Genomic DNA, 23,460 nt, shown 5'->3' on the forward strand with positions numbered 1-23,460 from the left:
CTCAAACTAATACATATAAAATTTACCATATCAAGATAGATCCGAGTAGAGGGAGACTGCCGAACGTGGACAAGCCTTTGAATACGTATACACCCGAGCTTGATCAATGGATTCGCAATGGCGTAAAGCACGCGCTGATCGACGTCGATAATACGCTCGTGAAAGCCAATATCGCTGAGCTATATCTGCGTATGCGCAAGAACAGCTTCAAGCGTTCATGGGCATGGCGGCTATGGCTGGCTGGCTTCGCCGCATTCTGGGCGCCTATCTATCTGCTCCTGGATGCCATGAACCGGGAATGGTTCCAGCGGGCATTCTACCGGCGGTTCCGGGCTTTCTCCCCGGAGCAGATCGATCAGGCATCCGAAGAGCTTGTCCAAGAGAAATGCCGTACGCGGCTTATTTCCTACACGCATCAGCTCATTCCTTATTTGCAGAAAAACAACATAAACGTCATTCTTCTATCCACCAATATCGAACCTGTCGTGAAGCGAATGGCGCAACGCTATGGCGTAGATTACCTATGTCTTCCTGTCTTGCAGAACGGGACAGCCGCACAGGTAGGACTGGATCAACTCCGCGATTTCAAAAAAAATCACGCCACACGCTACCCGTCTGAATCCCTGCTCGCCGTAGCCGACTCCAAGCATGATCTGCCCGTACTGCAGCATGCTGCATACTCCATTGTCATAGAAGATCGCCCGCTCTCCTGGATGAAGAAAATCGGCGGCACATACATCCGCGTACCCGGCGCCCTATTCCAGCACGGGCATGACTATACAGAAAACCGCACGCATACGGAGAACATTCCCTCTTCATAGAACTTGCTCCTCCATAGCAAAAAGCAGCGATTCTCCCTTGCACGAATCACTGCTTTTTGCTTCTATTCACTCAGGTGTCTTCTTCATCTCGATGTACTGCTCGATGCCGTCGAGTATACGCTCCAGCCCAAATGCAAGATCGTCTCCGATCGGATTATCAGCTTCTTCGGTATAAGCGCCAGCCATCACAACCGGATACAAATGAGGATAGTCCTCCTCCTTGACGAGCGCCTTCAGACCTGCTGTGTAGATCGATCCGCTGAACGCATCCAGGCTGTCGCCTCCCTTAATGACGACATCTTTGTCCCGTTCGATCAAGCCGCACGCTCTAGCATAGCTGTTCAGCAGCAGGACAAAGGACATTTTCTCATAATCATTGAGCGGAAAGTCCCGCATCATGCGCAGCGTCCAGTCGATCAGCCTCAGCGTGTTAGGCGTCAACGGCACATTGCGAATCGTAATATCGCTGTACCAGGGATGATCCCGGAATATGCCTACGCAAGCTCTGACGTATTCGCGCATCTCTTCACGCCAATCCCGTTCGGCGTTCTCGTCCGGCACGGGAATGTCACACACGGCGTCCTGCATAAGAAGCAGGAGATCGTTTTTGCTGGAGACGTATCGGTATAAGGACATCGTGGTAAACCCAAGCGACTTCGCAATCTTGCCCATGGACAAGGCTGTGAGGCCTTCGCGGTCCGCAATCTCGACCGCAGCCTGGACAATCTGGGGGATGCTTAGCTCGCCCTTCGGCCCTCTGCTCGGTTTCTTGACAATGCCCCAGCTCAAGGTAACGCCGCCCGGAAAGTTTTTGAAAGCTTCATGATTAGGATCATTCAAATTGCCGTCAGACATGTATCGCTATTCCTCCATCTCTATCCGTCCAAATACCAAATCCATACCTGCTTGCTGCAAATCGTGTATGTCGCAAACAGTATACCATAGGCCGCACGGCAGAAGGAACCGACGGCAAGCTACCGCTGAATCATATAGTACGTGCCAAGCGAGCCGATTCGAACATTAGATAGATCGGTAATAGCTGCCTGATCAAAAGCCGTGATCAAGGAATCCTTCCATTCATTATCCGACAACGTTTCCGTCATACGAACGACGATGAGGTCATCGTCTCCGCTCTTTAACCGTTCAGCTACTTTGCTCGTAAATGTGCTGGCGGAATCGACCTCCAAACCGTTCGCTACGTAATAATCCCGTGAATTATCCGTTGATTCGAATTGATCCAGCTCATGGTCCAGCCAATAACCTTCGTCCAGATAGAAATTCAAAGCGGTAGCCGTGTCGTCACTGGAGCCATAGAGCAAATACGGAATACCCGAATTCGTCGCGTTGTTGGTCGCATCTATATGAACCCATGAACCGCCGATCTTCACCTTATTCCAGGCATGCGGCACGCCGTTCATATCGCCAGTGACGACAACAGACTCCAGGCCGGCCAGATCGCTAAGCATCTTGTACGTAGAGGCATAGGACGCGCATACGCCTACTTTTTTCACCATAATGCCATAGGTGGTAAATGAATCGTTAAACTTCGGATCAACCGTCTTGAATTCATTCTTCTCTGCATCCTCAAGCGCAGCATCGTCATAGACGGTATTGTCATTCAAATATTCATATAAAGCCAAATGCTTCTCTTCCTCCGGCATATCAGCCTTGAAGATTGTCGTGACAAGATGGGCTGCTTCTGCAACGATCTCCTGCTGCTTGCGGGCAATCGTCTCACGGTCATCTTCATAGCTAAGTAACAACGTCAGCGACTTATAGTTATAAGCATATTGCTTAACGCCCAGAATCATCGGATTCTGATAGATGACCTTTTCGAGCATATCGGTTATGGTATCGAAGTTCTGCGCCTCTGGGAACGCCTTCAGCGACAGTTCTTCCTGTCCGTCAATCAAACCAAGAGCCAAGTATTCTTCCAAAGCCGATTCGGCATTAACCGGGACATCCGCAACTACGGCAGGCACTGTGACCGCTTGTGCATTCCCTTCCTCAACCGTCTTGTCCGTGTTCTTCTTCTGGGCCGTGACTACTGAAGCCTCTTCATCCTCAGCAGGCGTGTCCGTAATGATCGTCGGAACCGTTGGGTCCGGTACATGATCGGTCGTATTGCTCGGCGGCACATAGCCGTTCGCTTCCTTCTCCGCTCTCTCGGACAAAGCATCTAATTCTTCCTTCGTAATGGAATTCACAATAATGAATCCGACGAAAGCCGTGCCGTCAACCGTATGTTTAATGACCGCCGAACCATCGCTTTTAATTACGACATCCTCTGTCATATAATTCATCCGCCGAGGCGCTATCGATCCGTCGATATACATCACATCAACCGTCTCCGGCAAGTCCTTGACCGTCGCAGACTAGCATATATTTCCTATGAATTCAAAGGCTTTTTAGACAATTTTAGGTAATTTGGGGCAATTAACCCTTAATTGATAGAACAAAGGACACATAAAAAAGCTCTGGGGGATTAATCATCTAATCTCCCAGAGCTTCTTAATCGTTCATTCTATTTAGCAAAGCTATGATGCCCAATCGTCACGATAACATCCAAGTTGGACCAGAACTCACCTTTGGACACCTTCGGATTGAAGAAATATACGGCATTCTCTACATTGTTCTTGCCATTCAGGGCATCCTTGGCAGCACGCAACACGCTCGCGTTCGGCTTGCTCTTATCAAGCATCCCGTTATGCGCCGGCGGGAATTGCTTGCCGGAATAGATGACGCCCTTCACCGTATTCGGGAAGCGCGAGTCCTTCACCCGATTCAGGATGACATTGGCGACAGCCAGTTGTCCTTCATACGATTCGTTGCCTGCCTCGACCTGTGTAATCTTCGCCAGCAGCGTCATATCCTCTTCCGTAAACGCCTTTGCCTTGTGCTTCAGTACAGAAGGCATCACTACGCGCAGCTTCGTACCAACCTTGATCTCGTCCTTGGCATCCAGGCCATTGCGCTCCAACAGCTTCGCCTTGCCGTGTCCGGTCTCCTTGGCGATCTCGGCCACCCCATAGTCCTCGGCGACAATAGCAGGCTCCACAGTCGTCAGCTCTGCGGTATCCGCCTCCGCATCCCACTTCACCGTGGCGTGAAGCAGCTCTGCTACATAACGCAGCGGAATGTACAATTTGCCGTCAGCAAGGAATGGCGTCTCCTCCAGCTTATAGCGTCCTTCATTGAAGTACACCGTAGGCACTTCGTTGCCGAGTACAATCGTATCGCCTAATAAGGTATGTATCGTCGCTTCCTCGTTCTTCTTATCCCATTTCACTTTCGCGCCGAACATCTCTGCCACTCGCGCAACGGGCAAATAAATCCGTCCGTCTTGCTTGCGTACCGGTTCTTTTATGTCCACTGCTTCTCCATCAAGTTTAACTGTAATGCCCTTCGCAACCTGCGGTAGATCCGCCGCCGCGACCGAAAGCGGTCCGACGCAAAGCAGCAGCATCGCAATGAATACCATAAGCGTGCGCCTGCCCATCGGCATGCTTCTTCTGATCATAGTAACCTCCCGTTTCAATTGGAACCGTGCGGAACCTGTTATCCATGCTCTTCGCAGATTATATCACAGCTCTAAGCGCTTACAGGATTAACGTTTTCACAGAATTGGCCGTTTTTGCGTCCATTTTGCGAAAAAACAGACGGCTTCTTGTCCCATTTATCGAAAAAAGCTGTATCTCCAAACTTGAATGTTATACAATGAACAGGAACGTACATTCGCTTTTTTATAAAAGGAGGGACACGATGATTCAATTGCAATTCAACCCTTTTCCACTCTTGGAAACAAGCCGATTGCAGTTAAGAGAACTGAATGAAAGCGACCAGTACGACATGTATGTCCTACGATCGGATGCGCAAGTCCTGACCTACCAAGATCGAAAGCAAGCTCAATCAGTCGATGAAGCCGCCGCGTTTATTGGCAAAATACAAGAGGGGATCTCGAACAACGATTGGATCATGTGGGCGATTGCGAAAAAAGAAAATGACCGGCTCATTGGCACGGTCTGTCTGTGGAATATATCGGAGGAGGAAGCATGCGCCGATATTGGATTCGAGCTGCTTCCCAGCGAGCAAAGAGCTGGCCTGATGCATGAGGCCGTAACCGCGGTGATCGACTACGGTTTCCAAGCCATGGAGCTACGCTCTATCGTAGCATTCACCCATACCGAGAATGCTGCATCCATCCGTTTGCTGGAGAAGCAGCTCTTCAAGAAGGACGTCCGCTTTCCATGTGAACCTCATGAAGTCGCCTATCTATTGGAGGCCAATCGATAGTTCGAGCAGACGGAGTCGCGAAGTCTCCGTCCTCTTACACCACTGCATGTGCAGGCCCCCGAGCGCTACATGCTCTTCGCATCAGGGTCCAACCGTCTAACCCTGTCCAAATAAGCCGTCACTGCACAATCCTCTTCCAGCGGATAGAGGAAGCCGAGCTCGCTTGCCACATACTGGCCTGTCTCACGGAACAGCTCGCCCATCAGAAACAGTGCTTGCCACACACTCTCGTACGAGCCTGCCGGATAGGTAGCCATCAGCTTCTGCCAGCTGTCCTCCGGAATATAACGGTCCAGAAACTTGCCATTCTTGCCAACGCTTAACGAGAAGTCCGTCCGAATGCCCGCTTGCCACTCCAGCATCTTTACCAGCATAGGCCGCATCAGATTGTTCAGATGATCCTGTGCATATAGCATTTCCTTCCGCCATAATCCTTTGGCGACATACGTTGCCACCCACCAGAACTCATTGCAGCAGTCCGCGTAAAACTCTGCCGAAGGCTTTTTCACCCAATAATCAACGTCTGTCGAAGGGAGCACATCGGGGAAGAGACCATCCTTGTCCAGCAGAACCTGCATCAGCTTGTCTTCCTTCACGTAATCGTCCTTCTCTTCAATCGGAATAAGCGTCATATCGATGCGGTTGCCGTCCTTGAACAACATTAAATAGGAGAATCGGTTGCCCAGATCAGGCGGAAACATTGCCATCGCCTCAGGTATTTGCATCAGAATTCTTTCGCCGAACGCATCGACCCAATCCGGCTGATCGATGTACGACTGCATATCCGTCACATGGAAGCTGATATCATAATCGCGAAACAAGTCCTTGGGCACGTTAGGATTCGTCCTGGAACCCTCCAGCGTAACGGCCCTTACCCTCTCATCCTTCTCTGCCATGCCAAGCACCATGCCTATCATTTCCTGTTCGCTTCGCAACTCGCTTCCTCTCCTTCCATGAATCGTCTCCCAATTGACTCTATTTCTATGCTACCATAAAGAATACTAGTCAACGAAGGAGGCGTATGATGTCTCAACCACATACAAGCTCTGCCAATGAATACTCTACCCGGCTGCAGGCGGACTGCGAACGCTGCTTCGGCTTATGCTGCACGGCGCTGCCGTTCGCCGCATCGGCGGACTTCGCCATCGATAAAGCCGCCGGACAGCCTTGCACGAATCTGCAGGCGGACTACCGCTGCGGCGTTCACCGCGATCTGCGAAAGCTCGGCTTCAAGGGCTGCACGGTATACGACTGCTTTGGCGCAGGCCAGCAGGTATCGCAGTCCACCTTCGGGGGCCGCGACTGGCGCGAGCATCCTGAATCGGCGCAACTTATGTTTGACGTGTTCCCCGCGATGTGGCAGCTGCATGAGCTGCTCTGGTATATGAACGAAGCGCTGTCCCGCCCGGAAGCGGCCGAGATTCATTCCGAGCTGCAAACAGCGCTTGCCGAGACCGAGCGCCTTGTCGCTCTCGATGCAAGCTCGCTGCTGAAGCTGAATGTGCCAGGCTGGAGGGCAGAAGTGAACCAGCTGCTGCTCCGTGCCAGCGAGCTTGTCCGGCAGAACGAGCTCCGCCGAATTAAAGGAACATCCGGCCGCCGGAAATCATACGGCCGCGGAGCCGACCTCATCGGCGCCAACTTGAAGGGTGCCGATCTGCGGGCTGCCAATCTGCGCGGTGCTTATCTGATTGCCGCTAACCTGAGAAACGCCGATCTGCGTTCGGCCGACCTCATTGGCGTAGACTTCCGGGACGCCGATCTGAGCGGCGCCGATCTATCCAGCAGCCTCTACTTGTCGCAAGCTCAGATGAACTCGGCGAAAGGCGACGCCTCTACCCGTATCCCGCCAACGCTTACGCGTCCGGCGCATTGGAGCTAGCGCAAGCAGGCAGCGGAATCATTCCGCTGCCTGCTGCATTTTTTGCAGCTTTTACTCATCACTGCCGACTCGTTAAGACCATGTCTAGCTTATTCGCCTTCGGCAATTCGCTTCACTTCATCTATCAAATCTAATGACGTCAAAGCTTGTATAACGATTTTGCAAAGTTCGTCCTCATCTCGCAAGATGAAGTTCATTTGGATATCCCGAATGAGTGCTTTTTTAGAAATAGCGGGAGCTGAAACCATATACACCTTCAGTTCTTCAATATCGAGACGCTCATCCTTATGTACGTAATACGGAACATGAACCTCATCTTCCGCCAAGCTGCTGACAACGCCGAGCAAGTCTTGTGTCCCAGCGGCAATCCGCTCTTGACGTTGCCGTGCCAGAAGCTCTAAATGCCGGTACGGATTCTCGACATGCGGCAAGGAAACACGCTCCCTCAACGTTCTTCTAATATCCTCTCTCTGCTGCTGCTCCTCCTCAGTTGGCCCATAAGGCGAAACTGCCGCTTCCTCTTTCCAGCGTTGCTTGGCAGCTCGGTAATCCTCTTCCGTCGCGAACACATTGTAGAACAGCTCCTCGTCCGTCAACAATAGACTCAAAAACTCTTTAATGTCGTTTGCTATTATCTTCGTAGGCCGGTCAAAATCCATCGGGCTGACGCATACAACCGGAGCATGCTCCAAATGATCCACCGTTCCGAAGTCCGTCAGAAAACCGTAATGAATACCGTCTCCCCCATTATTGCCGAATACCACGACGTCACATGGCGTATTAAAATAGCGGAATGAACTTAGCTCCAAATAAAAATTCAGTCCCGTATAAAATGGATCATGCCCGCCCCATTCTTCCTTTAACCGAATGAGCTTCTGCAGGGTAGGCGGCACAGCGTAAGAACCAAAATTGCTATTTTTCATTTTCAATTCCCATCCTTCTCACATTTGATCTCTATATAGAACTTCTCTCTTATTTGCTAGCCAGATTGAAGACGTATTCCGTTGTTTTACCGCCGATGAACAGATAATGCTCAAGAATCAGCTTGTTATCTTTAATCTCTATCACTTTCAACCCGTCCCATTGATGGAACTCTGTATTTAATTGATCAAGGGACTGATAGATTTTCCAAGTTTCCTCATCCAGCACCGCTTCAGCCAGCAGCGTCGTCTCCTCCGTCTTCCGATTAACGAGCGTCAGCCATCCCGTCCGCTCCGGACGAACAACCATATAATTATCGTCGAACCACTCTACTTGGAAATGGTCATCCTTGTAGCCCATAATAGCCTTTAGATCGTACTCGCTTATCCATTTGCCATCAAGACTAACCTCATAGAGGATAGCCCCATTCATCAAAAGCGCATGATTGCCTGCCGACCTGGCTATATTGCGCATTGGATGTCCAGCTGTGTATGCCTTCGACTCCAAGACGAGCTTTTGATTTGAAAGTACCATTTTAAAAAAGGTATTATGTATGCCTGGTTCGCCGTAATTGTCATAGACCTGCAAAACATGAACATTAGTCGATAGCGGATCAACTGTAAATTCCGAATAGCCGAGCACCTCAGCCTTCGTATTCGCAACCAGCTTGATAGCATCCGCATTGCTCGCGCTATAGAGCTTGCCGTTTGTCTTTTCCAACCAATAGCTGGTTGCCCCTTGGCTGACATATAGATACTTGGCTTCCACATCAATATTTACACGGCGCTCCTTGTCAATCCAGGTGACCAACGCGCCGAACGCTTCGCTGATGAATCGGACCGGGACGTAGACGACGCCGTTTTTGTTGGTTGGGACGGTCCGCATCGCAACGTTTTTGCCGTTAACCTTCGCTTGCTTGCTGCCTAGCGTCAGCTCGATGCGCGTTTGCGGATTCGTTATGACAATACGCTTGCCCTCCGGAATCCAGGTCGTCTTGCTGTTCAGCAAAGTACCAACTTCCCTTAAAGGCAATTGTGTCGTTCCATTTTGCAGAATCGGCGGATTCTGGAATTGGATCGGCTCCCAGTTATTTTGGGTGACCTTGATCGGCTTCGCTGCCGCGCTTGCCGCCCCAGGCCATGTATAAGCGCCTGCTGCCAATAAAACTGCTGACAGCAAAAGCGCGGTTACCCATTTGCTTGATTTCATCATTTATTCCTCCAATGGTCAAAGATAATCCCTCTAATAAGACGTCCAAATCCAGTAAAAGGTTTCCTTTTTTGGAGTTGTTTCTTCAATTCCGATCGCTTCCCGTCGGAACAGCTACAGCGTTTCTATCGCTGCATCTAGCAAATGGTGAAATGCAAACAAAACCCGGTATCCGACAGATACCGGGTTCAGCGTATTAGACGGTTGTATGCAAATGGAGAATGTGTTCCAGTTTGCGGGCCAGCAGCTGTAGAAGCTGTCGGCTTTCGCTATGGATGAAGAAATGGTCGCCTGGCAGCATATGAAGCTCGAAGGCCTCCCCTGCCTGCGACTCCCACGCTTGCAGATCCTCCTGCGGAATATCGGAATCGGAGACTCCGCCGAATACGGTCAAGCCGCAACCAAGCGGAGAACTTGCTTCATAGGAATACGTATCGCAGAGCTGCATGTCGGCGCGGATCGTCGGCAGATAGAGCTCCATCAGCTCGTCATTTTGCAGCAATGCTTCCGGCGTACCATTCAGTTTCCTGAGCTCCTCTTTCAGCTCGGCGTTGGATAGCAGATAACGTCCATGATCCGTTCGCGGCAGCTGAACGGATCGGAAGGCGGAGGCGAACAAATGCTTGAGCCTGCCGGGCAGCGCAGACTCCAGCCGCTTCGCCGATTCGTAGGCGAGCATTGCCCCCATGCTATGGCCGAACAAGACGAATGGCTTATCCTCCAAGTAAGGGGTCAACGTAGCCAGCATCGGTTTAATAATCGCGTCCAAGTCGCCGACCGGCTTATCCATGAATCGATTGCCGCGCCCCGGCAGCTGAATCGCGACAACCTCGATCTCCGGAGATAATGCTGCGGGCCATTCCCTGTAGATCGTTGCGCTGCCTCCCGCGTAGGGAAAGCAGACCAGGCGCAGGCGGGCGCCCGGATTCGGCTTCGGAATATGCAGCCATGGGCTGTCGGTTCTTTGTAGATTCATAACAGGTTCTCTCCAATCATGAAAGGGATGCGACAGGCTGTTCGTCCCATGCCTTCATGCGCGCCGCAAGCCCCGCGATGGTCGGCTGCTCGAACAACACCCGAAGCGGCTGCGGACAACCGGTATCAGCTTGGAGCCTGACCATTAACCTGACAGCAAGCAAGGAATCTCCTCCCAGCTCGAAGAAGTTGTCGAAGACGCTCACGGACTCCAGGTTCAGCAGCTCCAGCCAGATTGAAGCGATTCGGGCCTCGGTCTCCGTACGAGGAGGAACGGCTTCAACCGAACAGGCAATCTCTGCGAACTCCACGCTTGGCAGCTCCTTGCGGTTTATCTTGCCATTCGCTGTAAGCGGGAGTGCATCCAGCACCATAAAGTAGGACGGAATCATATAGTCTGGTAGTTTATTCGCCAGATAGCCGCGAATTCCCTCTTGATCCGCCACTCCTTCCTGATGAAGCACCAGATAAGCTGCCAGCTTCTGCTGGCCGCCCGCTCCCGCTACGGCCGCAACCGCCTCCCGAACTTGCGGATGCTGCACAAGAGCCGTCTCAATCTCGCCGAGCTCTATGCGGTAGCCCTGGATTTTGACCTGGAAGTCTTCCCTTCCCATAAATTCAATGTTGCCGTCCGGCAGCCATCTGCCCAGATCACCGGTCCGGTAGAGCCTCTCTCCGGTTCGCGGATGCACCACGAAGCTGGCCAGCGTCTTCTCCTCGTCCCGGTAATAGCCCTGGGCCAAGCCGATTCCGCTAATATACAGCTGTCCGGGCACCCACATCGGGCAAGGCTCCATTGCATCATTTAACACATGCATGCCCTGATTGCGCATCGCTTTGCCATACGGAATGCTGGACCAGGCTGGATCTACATGGCCGATCGGATACAGGATCGACCAGATCGAAGCTTCCGTCGCTCCGCCCAGGCTGATCAATTCCACATCCTCGCATAAGGCCCGAATCGCATCCGGCAAGGCCAGCGGTATCCAATCCCCGCTCATCAGTACGAGACGCAGCGACTTGTTCAGTCTCTCACGCTGTCCGGAAGCAAATTCGACCAGCATATTCATTAAGGCCGGCACTGAATTCCAGATCGTCACCCGTTCCTTGCGCATCATATAGAGCCAGTGCGCCGGGTCCTTGCGGTGATCCGAGTCTGGAATGACGATTGTCCCTCCAGCTGCCAGCGTCCCGAACAAGTCGTAGACGGAGAGGTCGAAGCTCAGCGCAGACAGGGCGAACACCTTATCAGAGCTGGATACGCTGAACCGCTCGTTTATGTCCAGCACGGTATTCAGCGCGCCAAGGTGATCGATCATGACACCTTTCGGCTTGCCGGTTGAGCCTGATGTATAGATGACGTAAGCCAGATCCTCAGGTTGCTGTACCGAATCCAGCGGCCCATCCTGAAGCCGGGCTAGTCCATCGTACTCCACAGCCAAAAGAGTCATTTCCTCGCCAAGCCCATGCAGCTTCGCCTCCAGCCAAGACTGGGTCAGTACGATATGAACTCGTCCCTGCTGAAGCAAATATTGTATACGTTCCTGCGGCATATCGGGATCAATCGGCAAGTAGGCTGCCCCCGACTTCAGCACGGCGAGCACAGCCGCCGCCTGCTCCCAGCCCTTCTCCATCACCACGGCTACGAGCCGGTTAGGAGCCGCCCCTTCCTTACGCAGCTGGCGCGCGTACCGATTGGTCATACGGTTCAGCTCACCGTAGGTGATCTCGAATTGAGAGGTCGCGATCGCCGCTTGCTTAGGATCAAGCTTGACTTGCTCATAGAACAGCTCATGCAGCAGCGCCGGTGCTCTGCAGCTTGAAGCATCGATAGTCGGATTCGAGGGTCCTTCGCGATCGGACAGACCTTCTGGAACGTTAGGAGAATCGATAGACTCCACCGCGTCCACAGGAGCTTGGGCGATAGCAGCGATTGCCGATCCGGCCACTGCCCCCTCTTGGGCTATGCCTGCGGAATCTTGACCTTGAGTTCGTATAACCCATCCCTCATGCCAAATATCATCCTCGTTCGCCAGACGATTCAGCAATCCGAAGTAAGCGGCGAACATGTCCTCCAGCATCCCCTCCGGGAACAGCTCCCGGACGACATCCCAATTGCAATACAGCACCTTCTCATCTTCCCATACGCCGCAATCCAGCCACACCTGGGAAGTCTGGGTAATGCTGTAGAACGGCTTCAGATCGAATCCGCTGCTCTGGCGGTCCGGAATAGGCAGCGTTAGCGCACTCGTGAAGACGACCGGCATCAACGCACGGGTCAGTCCTCCTTGCGCCCGGCTTAGCTCACGCAGCACATGTACACCGCTCACATGATGATGCTCCAGATCATGCCACAGCTTCTGCTGCGTCCTTCCCGCCCGGTCGACGAAGTTGATTCCGTCCGTATGATTGATTTCCAGCAGCGTCAGAGAAGTGAATTCGCCTACGATATCATGGACCTGCGGATGAATCTGCAGCCGGTTCAGGAAGGTCAGATTCAAGCAGAAGCTCCGATTCTTGCTCCAGGCAGCCAGCACTTCGGCGTAAGCCGACAACAGCACTCCGGACGCGGTCAATCCCATGCGCGTAGCCTTGGATTTCAGACGACTCCAGACATCCGCATCCAGCCGGTTATGCAGCCGGGAGAAGTACGGGTTCTTGAGCGAGCCTGGACTCTTCGCCATCGGAAGCTCAGGGGCCGGAGGCAAGGATGGGATACGTTCCTTCCAATATGCAAGCGACCGCTTGTAGGCGTCCGTCTCCTTCATCCGGGCTTCCGCATGCACGTAGTCACGGAATGTCAGCTCCAGCTCGGGCAGCTCGGCATCTGAATCTTGATGAAGCTCGGAGAGCTCCTTAAGCAAAATGACATAGCTCCAGGCATCGAATACAAGCGCATCCGAGCTGAGATGGATGCGGGCCCGGCCTTGGTCAAGCAGGGTCAGGCGCAGGTCGAAGACAGGCCATCTGTCCGTCTCCAGCATTTGATGAGACATACTCTCCCTCAGTGCTGCTAGCGCGGATTCCGTGTCATCGACCGGACGACCCCGCAAATCGAGTACGGCAATTTCGTATTCGGGCACATGCTCCAGCACCTGCTGCATGCCGTCTTCCGTCACGATGGCGCGGAGCATATCATGCCGCTGCACCAGGCGGTTCCAGGCAAGCTGGAATCGGGCGGGGTCGATATGCTCAACCTCCAGCTCATCATAGCTGTGCGTCGATACATTCCCCATCTCGAATGCTTCGTTGCGTCCGATCCAGTAGGCTTGCTGCACCTCTGTCAGCGGGAACCGCTTATGCCTTCCCTCGGGATCCTTCCGAAGCTCCGGCAAAGCCTGCACCGCTTCCTCATGACGCTGCTGCTGCCCGCTCTTCTCCGCGATGATAACAGCTAGCTCTGCTATCGTAGGCGCCTGGAACAGCACCTGCAGCGTTAGGTCTACCTGGAACGACTCGCGGATCGAAGCAATCAACTGAATGGCAAGGAGGGAATGACCTCCATTGACGAAGAAATCGGAGTGGATGCCCATTCGTCTGACCTGGAACAGCTCCGCCCATATGCCGGCCAGCTTCTCCTCGATCAACGTGCGAGGCGCAGCGTAGGAGCCGTCGTCTTCCGACTGCAAGGTCGGAGCAGGCAAAGCGCCGCGATCGACCTTTCCGTTGGCGGTCAGCGGAAGCTCTTCCATTACGACGAAGGAGGCCGGGACCATGTAGTCGGGCAAGCTTAGCTTAACGGCGCTGCGAAGCCTGTCCGTATTGACTGACATCCCCGCTTCGGGCACGATCCATGCCGCCAGCAACCGGTCCTCCCATACCTGAACGACACACTCCCTTACGGATGGATCGCGATTCAGCGCCGTCTCGATCTCACCCAGTTCAATACGGTAGCCGCGCAGCTTCACCTGATTATCCATACGGTCCAGCAGCTCGATATGGCCATCCGGCAAGTACCTGGCCCGGTCTCCCGTCCGGTAGACTAGCGTTCCCTCATGCCCAATAATTGGATGCGGGATGAATCGTCCAGCTGTCAGAGCCGGACGATTCCAGTAGCCGAGCGCAAGCCCGCGCCCTCCAATATAAAGCTCTCCCGGCACGCCGACGGGAACAGGCTGCTGACTGGCATCCAGCACATAAGCCTGCTGGTTCGGAAATGGCTTTCCGATCGGAATGAGCTGATTCGGCGACATCCCCGCGACATCGCCCTCGAAGTATGTACTATCAATCGTTGCTTCTGTGAGCCCATACGAATTAATCAGGCGCGTATCAGGGCCGCAGAATCGTCTGAAATGCTTGTATTCATGAATGTACCAGCGGTCCGAGCCGATGCACAGTACGCGCATGAAATCGAGCTTTTGCCCCGCAGCCTCCAGGTAACGGATCAAATTCCGGAATACCGCCGGGACAAATTCGGCGGCATCGATCCGCTCCTTCTTCATCAGTTCATATAAGCGGGGCGCATCCAGCATCGTATCCTTCTTCAGCAGCACAAGCTTGGCGCCGGAGCACAGCGCCCTGACCCAATCTCCTGTGAAGACGTCGAAGGAGAAGCTCGCCAGCTGCAAGTGAGCTTTCACATCCCGCAAGCGGTATATGTCCTCCCATCCGAAATAAGCATTGACGAGACTAGCATGACTCACCATCGTCCCCTTCGGCTGGCCTGTCGTTCCTGATGTGTATACGAGATAGGCCAAGTCCTCTTCCATGATCACCGGCTGGTGCAGTGTCTCCGCACCCAGGGTCTCCGCTTCTCCGGCATCAAGCAGAAGCGTGGCAAGGCCGCCCCCTGTGAACCTGTCCGCAAGAGCATGCTGCGTCAGCATAACCGACAACCCGGCATCCTCCACCATATACGCGATTCGTTCCGCCGGATAGTCCGGATCAACTGGCACGTAAGCCCCGCCAGCCTTTAGAATCGCCAGCACGCCTGCAATCATGTCCAGGGATCGTTCTACGCATATGCCGACGCGCGTTCCCGAGACGACACCCATTCCCTGAAGCTTGAGCGCAATATGGTCCGCCCGCTCGTCCAGTTCCCGGTAGGTAAGCGACTCTCCGTCCATAACTACGGCTGTTCCGTTAGGAATCCTCGCAGCTTGCCGCTCGAACAACTGATGAATCGCCGCCACACGCTCGTACGGCTTGGAGGTGCGATTCCAGTCAACAAGCATCCGCTCCCGCTCCGCCGTCCCAAGCAGCGGCAATTCGGCAATTCGGCAGGACTCATCTCCCGCGACCGCCTCCGCAAGCACCTGGAAGTGCTCGGCCATGCGGACAATACGATCGCGGTCATACAGGTCCGTATTATACTCGAATATACAAGTGGGGCCATCCGGACCTTCGAAGATATCGAGGGACAAATCAAATTTGGACGTACCGCCGTCAATAGCTTCATATGTAATGGAACGATCCCCCGTCCGAATAGGAGGAAGCGCGTTCTGATAAGTGAACAACACTTGGAATAATGGATTATGGCTTAAGTTTCTCTCCGGCTTAATGGTCTCGACCAGCCGATCGAAGGGAACATCCTGATTCTCGTAGGCATTCAAGGCTGTCCTGCGCAACTCGCCCAGCAGCTCCGCAAATGTCTGCAGACCGGACACACCCGTTCGCAGCGGCAGCGTATTGACGAATACGCCAATTGCATGCTCGGTGCCCGGCAGATGGCGCCCGGAGATCGGAAAACCGACGATAATATCCGACACACCCGTATAACGATAGAGCAGCACCTTGAATAGCGACAGCAAGGTCATAAACAGCGTAGCTTCATGCTTCCGGCTATAGGTCTTCAGCGCATCGTACAGCTCTCGCGGCAGCACAAGCGTGTGCATCGCCCCGCGGAAGGTCTGCACTGGCGGGCGAGGCCGGTCCGCCGGCAGCTCCAGAACGGGAAGCTCGCCTGCCAGATGCCTTCTCCAATATGCAAGCTGGCGGCTCTGCAGCTCTTGGCTAGCCCTCTCGCGCTGGGCAAAGACATAATCCGCATATTGAGTCATCGGCTGAGGAAGTGCCGATAGGTTCCCTCCTGATGATAGCGCATCATAGATCGAGGACAGCTCCCGGATGAACACGCCAAGCGACCAGCCGTCGAATACGATATGATGCATTGTGAGAATAAGCTGGTACTCCTGATCCTCCAGCCGAATGAGCGTCGCCCACCAGAGCGGTCCGAGCCGCAGATCGCAGGGCCGCTGCACATCGTCATTCACGATCCGCTCCGCTTCCGCGAACCGCACATCCTCCGGCCATGCTCGAAGGTCAATGGAGCGCAGCATCACCTTAGGAGAAGCGGCCACAAGCTGCACCGGCCTGCCTTCATCGCCCATACGAAATGTCGTACGAAGCACTTCATGCCTGCGGGCCATCTCATGCAGGCTCTCCGACATCAGCTCCTGGTCCCATTCGCCGAATAGGCGGAAGGCTGAGGGAATATTATAGAACGGGCTATGCGGATCTAGTTCCTGCAAGAACCATAAGCGCTGCTGCGTGAAGGAGAGCGGAATAGGCTCTCCCGTCCGAGACTTGGCCGGAGACGGCTCCGACACCGCATCTTCGGCTTTCTTTTTCTTAATCGCTTCCAGCAATTGCAGCCGCTTCTCCGGCGACAATGCTGCCAGCTTGTCCGTCAGCTTCTCACTCATTCCTTAAGCCCCCCGCCGGCAGCTACTTCTTGAAGCAGGGCTTCGACCTCTTCCAATGAGAGGGAATCTGCTTCCGATAGCAGCTCCTTCAAGTCTGCATCCAACTCCTTGCTATCGACCGCAAGCTGCGACAATAACGTGACCGTCAGCTGTGAGACGCTCGAGCCCTTCAGCAATTCCACGACGGCGACGCTCATCCCCAGATTCGTCTCGATCCGATTCTTCATCTCGATCGCCATCATCGAATCAAGCCCCCATACGCTAAGCGGCTGCTCCGGCAATAGTTGCGAGCGGTTAATGCGCAGAATGCCCGATACGACGTCCAGCAAATAGTGCTCAAGCAAGCGATGCCGCTCTTCGGCGTCAACGGCTGCTCCCAGCTGGCTCCTTATGCCGGCATGCCCATCCCCTTGCCCGGTTGCCTTCCTGTCCTCCTCGGTCTGCGCCGACAGGCGCTCCAGCATGATCGGTGCAATGCCCATCGGGAAATTCTTCTCCGCAACGACCGGCCAGTCTGCTGCCAGCACCGTCGCCTGTGCGAGCCGTTGGCCGAGCAAATGCTCCATCGCTTCCAGCCCATGCGCATTGCTCATCGGGTAGAAGCCCCGATTGCCGAAGAACTCGACCAGATCGAGCTGTGTAGCCATGCCGATCTCGCCCCATGGCCCCCAATTGATGCTGAGCCCCGGCAATCCGAGCGACCGGCGATGATGCGCAAGTGCATCGAGAAAGGCGTTGCCCGCCGAATAATTCGCTTGCCCTGGCGATACAACTACCGAAGCCAGGGACGAGAACAGGACAAAGAAGTCGAGTGGCGCGTCCGCGTATTGGCGATGCAGGTTCCATGCTCCCGCTACCTTCGGCTGAAGCACGTCGCTGAACTGCCCTTTCGTCATCTGAACGAGCAGCTGCGGCTTTGCCACGCCTGCCGCATGAATAATGCCCCGGACAGCTGGCCATCCCTCCTGCTCATACGTGCGCATGAACTCGGCAAGCTGGTCGGCATCCGCGACATCAAGACCAGCGACGTGCACCGAAGCTCCCATCGCTTCCAGAGCGCGCACTGCGGCAATTCGACTTGCCACTGACGGATTGTCTCGCTCCGCATCTTTCCAGAATGCACGCGGAGGCAGCTTCTCGCGACCGACCAGAATGAGCCTGCGCGCCCCGCGCTCTACCATCCACCTCGCGACGAGCTGGCCTAAGCCGCCGAAGCCGCCCGTAATGAGATAGCTGCCGTCAGGCCGCAGCTTCGCCGGAATTCTCGCCATTGGAGCGCAGGCCTCAAGCCGGGCTACATAGCGCCCGCCGCTCCGGAAGGCCACCTGATCCTCGCCGTCTGAGCGCCGAATTTCCTCCAACAACCCGTTTATGCTGCGATTCTCCGTATCGATGATACCGCCCCATATATCCTTGTGCTCCTGATGTCCGAGCGTTCTCGCAAGGCCCCACAGCATCGACTGATGAAGCGCAAGCCCGCGGAAGCCAGGCTGGACAGGCTGGCTGTCGCTCGTCACCAGCCACAGCTTCGGCTTTCTTCTCCAGCTGCGCCCGGTAATGGCCTGCACCAGATGCATGACCGCAATGACGCCTTCCTGCTCCGCTTCCTTCCATTCCGCTTGACCTGCTTCCTCCGTATGCGCTGCATTCAGACTCCATAGATGGATGACGCCGCGAATATCCGCGTCTTCACCTGAGCATACGGCTTCCAGAAGACGAACAAAGTCATCAGGAGATGCCGGGTTAACGCCATAATGTCCAAGAGTCTCATCTGCGCGATATACGCGCTCCGGGTAAATCTGAATACAGGCCGCGCCCTGATCGGCAAGCTCGCCAGCCAGCTTATCGCCCTCGCCATGCCGGTCCATGAAGAGCAGCCAGCGGCCTGTCACATTTTGATCCTCTGTTGCTGCGGCAGGAAGCCGTTCCTGCTGCACCCAGTTCATCTCATACAGCTGCTGCGGCTTATTCAGAGCAGCCGATTCATCCCGCAGCGAGACGGCGCGACAGCCTTGAATATCCAGAATGAGATTGCCCTCCGTATCCATCAGTCGGATATCGCCAAGCAGGCCGGAAGCATCCTGCTCCGAGATTGTGGCATGAATCCACATCGCATCCGACAGCTCGCGATAGACATGCCCCTGATTGACCCCGACCGGCATATAGACGGAAGAAGCATTCGGATCGATGGGCAGTGCAGCGGCCATAACCTGGAAGCAAACATCCAGCACGGCCGGATGAATACGGTAGGCGGACAGCTCCGATGCCAGATTCACTGGAACGTCCACTCTCGCCAGCGCCTCGTTGCGGCCTTGCCATAATTGCCGGATTCCCTGAAAAGCCGGTCCATACTGAAGTCCCATCGTCATGAAATGGTTGTAGCAGACATCACGGGCAATCTCAGTCCCGCAGCGTGCTTGCAATTCGCCAAGCTCTGTACGGCTGGCCTGGCCATGATGCGGCCTGACGCAGCCTTCCGCGTGAAGAGTCCAATCCGTATCACCCTGACTGCTGAATATGCTGAATCGGGAAGCATTCGAATCGAGGGTCACGCGCAGCTTGACCGTATCTCCTTCCCCGATAAAGAGAGCTTTCTTGAAAGCAATAGCTTCGGTATGCAGGACGGCTGCTTCTTCGCCGTACAGCTCCCGCGTCGCAGCGAGGCCCATCTCCACATAGCCCGCACCTGGGAATACAACCGCATTCTGAATGCGGTGATCGTCCAGGAACGGCAGGCGGCGGACATCCAGCTCCACCTCCCATGTCGGATATGGCGATGGCAAGCGGCGGCCGAGCAGCGGGTGAGAAGCACTTCCAATCCGGTCCTGCTCGGATAACGCGGATTCATGCCAGTAGCGCTGACGCTGCCAGGGATAAGACGGATAAGGGATAAATGGCTTCTTGCCCGGGTACAGCGAATCCCAATGGATCTCATAACCGAATTCGTACAGCATGCCCAGCGACTCCAACACCGTTCTCCGCTCAGCGGCTCCTCGCTTCAAGGACGGAATGGTATGGCCTGTCCTTCCGAGCTTCATCAGCGATTCCGAGATCGAGCTCGACAAGACAGGATGCGGACCGATTTCCACGAATAGGCCGTATCCATCCCGTATCATATCCTGTACAGCGGAAGCAAAGTAGACCGGCTCCCGTACATTCTTCCACCAATACTCCGCATGGAGCTCCATGCCGTCGATTCGATGGCCTGTCGCCGTGCTGTATAGCGGAATAGCTGTATGAGACAGCTCCAGACCGCGAAGCTCGTTCATCAGGTCCGCCTGCAGGGGCTCCATGTAATGGCTGTGGTACGGTACGCTGACATGCAAGTATTTGCAGAAGATGCCTTCCGACTCCAGCTTGTTCGTCAGCGTTCCCAGCGCCTCCGGCTCGCCGACTAGCGTCACCGCACTTGGACTGTTGATGGCGGCTATGGATACCGCGCCCTCCGTGCGGGCTAGCCTCCGCTCTGCCTCCTCCAAGGAAAGCCCGACGGCTGCCATCTTGCCTTGTCCCGTCGTCTTCTGCTGCAGGCGGCTGCGGTGATAGATGACCCGGACAGCCTCCTCCAGCGACATCGCACCCGCGATATGGGCTGCCGCCACTTCACCGGCGCTATGGCCCACAATCGCCTCCGGTACAATACCCCATGATTGCCACAGCTCAGCCAGCGCAATTTGAAGAGCAAAGTTAGCCGGCTGAGCCACCTCGGTCTCGCCCATGCGCGATTCCGGCTCCTTCGCCATCATCGCATCCAGCAGCGACCAGCCGGCATGCGCCGTGAACAGGCGGTCGCACTTCTCGATTGCCGCCCGGAAGACGGGCTCCTCGCCGATCAGCTGGCGGCCCATTGCCCACCACTGCGGGCCCATGCCGGTGAAGACGAAGGCGAGCGGCGGCAGCGCCGCAGGCGTTCCGTCACGATTCAGTCCGGCCGGCTCCGGCAGCGCATCCCGCTGGGCGATCCCCTCAAGCAGCTCAGCCCACTCCTTCTTCGTCCCCGCAACTGCTGCGATGCGGACGCCATGATGATCGCGGCGCCTTGACAGCATATAGCCGGTATCGTGCAGGGATGCCGTCTCTGCTGGCCGCTCCGACCTCGCTCTCATACTCATGGCGAATGTCCGCAGCGCTTCTTCGCTTCTAGCAGACAGAGGCAGCAGCATATCCCGTTCCTCATCGCCGCCGCTCTGCAACTGGGTGCCTCTGCCCAGCTCCGGCGCCTCTTGCACGATGACATGGGCGTTCGTGCCACCGAAGCCGAATGAGTTCACCCCTGCAAGACGAGGCCCGTCCGCATGCGGCCAGTCGGTCAATTGCTGCGGAACCTGCAGCTTCAGCTCATCGAACCGGATGTTCTCATTCGCTTCGATCAGATGCAGATGCGGCGGGATCTGACGATGCTTTAGGCAGAGAACTGCCTTGATCAAGCCCGCGATGCCGGCAGCCGCTTCGGTATGACCGATATTTGTCTTCACCGAGCCAATGTAGCAAGGCTTGCCCTCCTCCCTGCCTTCGGACAGGAACGAACCCAGCGCGTTCGCCTCGATTGGATCGCCGACCGGCGTTCCTGTGCCGTGGGCTTCGACATACTGAACCTCTGCCGGATGAACGCCGGCTTTCCGGTATACGTCCTCCATTAGCGCACGCTGCGCTTCCCCGCGGGGAACCGTAATACCGGAGCTGTGTCCGTCCTGGTTCACACCTGTTCCCCTGATCACCGCATGAATCGGATCGCCTTCCTGAATCGCCTTTGACAGCGTCTTCAACACGACCATGCCGGCTCCCTCTCCGCGAACATATCCATTCGCTCTGGAATCGAATGCCTTCGAGCGGCCATCCGGGGACAGCATGCCCGCCTTCGACTCGGCGATGAAGTAATCCGGCTTCAGCATCACATTAACCCCGCCGGCAAGCGCAAGCGAGCTCTCTCCGTTCCACAGGCTTTGGCAAGCCAAATGGACAGCTACCAGGGAGGAAGAGCAAGCTGTATCCAGCGAGATGCTAGGGCCGCGGAAGTCGAATAGATATGAGATTCGATTCGCCAGCAGCGTCATCATCGCGCCAGTCGCCGTATGCGAATCTACCAGATGCCGATTGCTCTCTGAAAATTGCAGAAGCTTGTAATCCAGCGTAAAACCGCCCATAAAGACGCCGGTATCGGAGCCCTTTAGCCTTTCGGCTACCTGTCCTCCGTTCTCCAGCGCCTCCCAACAGACCTCCAGCAGCAGGCGCTGCTGCGGGTCCATAAGCGATGCCTCGCGAGGAGATATTCCGAAGAAGGACGCGTCAAAACGGTCAATCTGCTCCAGAAAACCTCCCCATTGCGTATTCGTCTTGCCTGGTTTCGATCGGTCCGGATCGTAATATGTCGCTCTGCTCCAACGATCCTGAGGAACATCTGTAATGCCGTCAACGCCCCTCTGCAAGATGTTCCAGAAAGCTTCGGGATTGCTCGCGCCTCCAGGGAAGCGACAACCCATGCCAATGATTGCAATCGGTTCTTTCGCATGCTGCAATTCGTTGATGCCCATGGCTTGTTCCTGTCTGTTCACCCGATCTCACCTCTTGTTTCCTATGAAATTTTTTTATGATCCGATAGGCTCTGGAACCAGGCCATCGTCTCGGCAACGGCTTGCTCGTGAGGCGTCGTGTCCTTGCCGAACATCTTCTCGTATTTGCTCGTGTTCACGACAAACGGATCCTCGAACAAGTAGAGCATTTCCTTGATCTCTCTCATATTCGCATTAAATAGAGAGAGCAGTGCTACGAATGCTTTTGGCGCGACACGGAACCTCGGTTCCCTGCCTGCCATGCTGTAGATCATCGTTACGATCTGGCGTGTCGTAAGCGTCTCAGACGCCGGGATATGCCAGATATGCCCAAGCGATGCCTGGGATTGACCCAGCTTCACCAGCCCCTTGGCAAAATCGCGAATGTATATATAAGTGTGAGGAGCGTCAATGTTGCCCAGCACTTCGGCTGGCTTGCCTTCTAGCGCGGCTCGGAAGACCCGCTCTCCCAAGGCGGAATCCAGAACGCCCGGCCCGAAAAAGTCGGGAGCGCGGCCGATGGCTGCCCGCACCTTGCCGCTGCGATGCGCAGTCAAGAGCCTGTTGGCCATTTGGGCCCGTGTAATGCCCTTGCGTCCATCGGCTTTGTTCGGAAGGTCTTCCGTCAGATCCCGTCTCGCACTGCCGTACATGTATAAATTGTCTGCATAGACGATAATCGCCTTCTCGTTCTCTGCCGCTTCGATAATACCGTCCATAATGGGCGGGAACATCTCAGGCCAAGCCGTATAGGGCGCCTTGGCGCAATGATAGATGACGGACGCTCCCCGGCAGGCCGCTGCAATTTCAACCGAAATCGTCGCATCCCCCTTCACGACCTGCACCGACTTAGGTACATTGGCACGTCCGCTGCGATTCACCATGCGCACCTTTTTGCCCTGAAACTGCAACTCCTCCATAACCGCCATGCCGAGCGGCCCGGTACCAATGACTACATGAAGTTCATCCATCTCCTCACACATTCCCCTTCCTAATATGGAGTCTACAACCTACGATGCTAATTATAACCATTTTGAGAATCGCAGTAAATATCTTTAGTCAAGTAAATTTTATTAATTGTGTTCAGTTATTTACGTACATACTAAAAAGTGCTCGAAGAAGCAAAAAAAACAAGCCAGCAGCGGGTTTGAACCGCTGCCGGCTTG

General features: G+C 54.8%; 13 protein-coding genes. 3 read left to right on the plus strand and 10 right to left on the minus strand.

Features of this window, described 5'->3' with window-relative positions:
* Positions 1-65 precede the first annotated feature (65 nt).
* On the plus strand, positions 66-821 hold the full coding sequence (locus tag D3P07_RS21605; protein WP_182914450.1) for an HAD family hydrolase: 756 nt from the start codon (positions 66-68) through the stop codon (positions 819-821).
* Between the two features lie 66 nt (positions 822-887).
* On the opposite strand, the gene D3P07_RS21610 is transcribed toward D3P07_RS21605, so the two are convergent.
* The 3 genes from D3P07_RS21610 to D3P07_RS21620 all read right to left on the minus strand — a co-directional run bounded on the left by D3P07_RS21610 (position 888) and on the right by D3P07_RS21620 (position 4,341).
* Positions 888-1,676: a TetR/AcrR family transcriptional regulator gene (locus tag D3P07_RS21610; RefSeq protein ID WP_119802345.1), complete on the minus strand. Its 789-nt coding sequence runs from the start codon at positions 1,674-1,676 to the stop codon at positions 888-890.
* Between the two features lie 119 nt (positions 1,677-1,795).
* Positions 1,796-3,157: a transglutaminase domain-containing protein gene (locus D3P07_RS21615; RefSeq protein WP_119802346.1), complete on the minus strand. Its 1,362-nt coding sequence runs from the start codon at positions 3,155-3,157 to the stop codon at positions 1,796-1,798.
* A 188-nt stretch (positions 3,158-3,345) separates the two neighbouring features.
* Positions 3,346-4,341 carry a cell wall hydrolase gene (locus tag D3P07_RS21620; protein ID WP_119802347.1) on the minus strand — a complete coding sequence of 332 codons (996 nt, stop codon included), beginning with the start codon at positions 4,339-4,341 and terminating at the stop codon, positions 3,346-3,348.
* Between the two features lie 242 nt (positions 4,342-4,583).
* On the opposite strand from D3P07_RS21620, the gene D3P07_RS21625 reads away from it, so the two are divergent.
* A complete protein-coding gene (locus D3P07_RS21625; RefSeq protein ID WP_182914451.1) occupies positions 4,584-5,114 on the plus strand; it encodes a GNAT family N-acetyltransferase in 531 nt (176 codons plus the stop codon).
* Positions 5,115-5,179: 65 nt separating this feature from the next.
* On the opposite strand, the gene D3P07_RS21630 is transcribed toward D3P07_RS21625, so the two are convergent.
* Positions 5,180-6,049, minus strand: a complete 870-nt coding sequence (locus tag D3P07_RS21630; RefSeq protein ID WP_119802349.1) for an aminoglycoside 6-adenylyltransferase — start codon at positions 6,047-6,049, stop codon at positions 5,180-5,182.
* An 86-nt stretch (positions 6,050-6,135) separates the two neighbouring features.
* Here D3P07_RS21630 and D3P07_RS21635 point away from each other — a divergent pair, with 86 nt between their 5' ends.
* Entirely contained in the window at positions 6,136-6,996 is an 861-nt protein-coding gene (locus D3P07_RS21635) for a pentapeptide repeat-containing protein (protein ID WP_119802350.1), read from the plus strand.
* A gap of 89 nt (positions 6,997-7,085) precedes the next feature.
* Here D3P07_RS21635 and D3P07_RS21640 read toward each other — a convergent pair whose 3' ends face one another.
* The 6 genes from D3P07_RS21640 to D3P07_RS21665 all read right to left on the minus strand — a co-directional run bounded on the left by D3P07_RS21640 (position 7,086) and on the right by D3P07_RS21665 (position 23,265).
* Positions 7,086-7,919 carry a hypothetical protein gene (locus D3P07_RS21640; RefSeq protein ID WP_119802351.1) on the minus strand — a complete coding sequence of 278 codons (834 nt, stop codon included), beginning with the start codon at positions 7,917-7,919 and terminating at the stop codon, positions 7,086-7,088.
* Positions 7,920-7,968: 49 nt separating this feature from the next.
* Positions 7,969-9,129: a copper amine oxidase N-terminal domain-containing protein gene (locus tag D3P07_RS21645; protein ID WP_119802352.1), complete on the minus strand. Its 1,161-nt coding sequence runs from the start codon at positions 9,127-9,129 to the stop codon at positions 7,969-7,971.
* A gap of 193 nt (positions 9,130-9,322) precedes the next feature.
* Complete coding sequence (locus tag D3P07_RS21650; RefSeq protein WP_119802353.1) at positions 9,323-10,102, minus strand: thioesterase II family protein; 780 nt, start codon at positions 10,100-10,102, stop codon at positions 9,323-9,325.
* 16 nt (positions 10,103-10,118) lie between these two features.
* Positions 10,119-16,745, minus strand: coding sequence for a non-ribosomal peptide synthetase (locus D3P07_RS21655; protein WP_119802354.1), 6,627 nt, complete (start codon positions 16,743-16,745; stop codon positions 10,119-10,121).
* A complete protein-coding gene (locus tag D3P07_RS21660) occupies positions 16,742-22,297 on the minus strand; it encodes a type I polyketide synthase (RefSeq protein ID WP_259391638.1) in 5,556 nt (1,851 codons plus the stop codon). Before D3P07_RS21660 ends, D3P07_RS21655 begins: the two co-directional genes overlap by 4 nt.
* Positions 22,298-22,317: 20 nt before the next feature.
* Positions 22,318-23,265, minus strand: coding sequence for an NAD-dependent epimerase/dehydratase family protein (locus tag D3P07_RS21665; protein WP_182914452.1), 948 nt, complete (start codon positions 23,263-23,265; stop codon positions 22,318-22,320).
* Between the last annotated feature and the right edge of the window lie 195 nt (positions 23,266-23,460).

Origin of the sequence: Paenibacillus sp. 1011MAR3C5, from assembly GCF_003591485.1 — a bacterium.
Taxonomy (GTDB): Bacteria; Bacillota; Bacilli; order Paenibacillales; family Paenibacillaceae; genus Pristimantibacillus.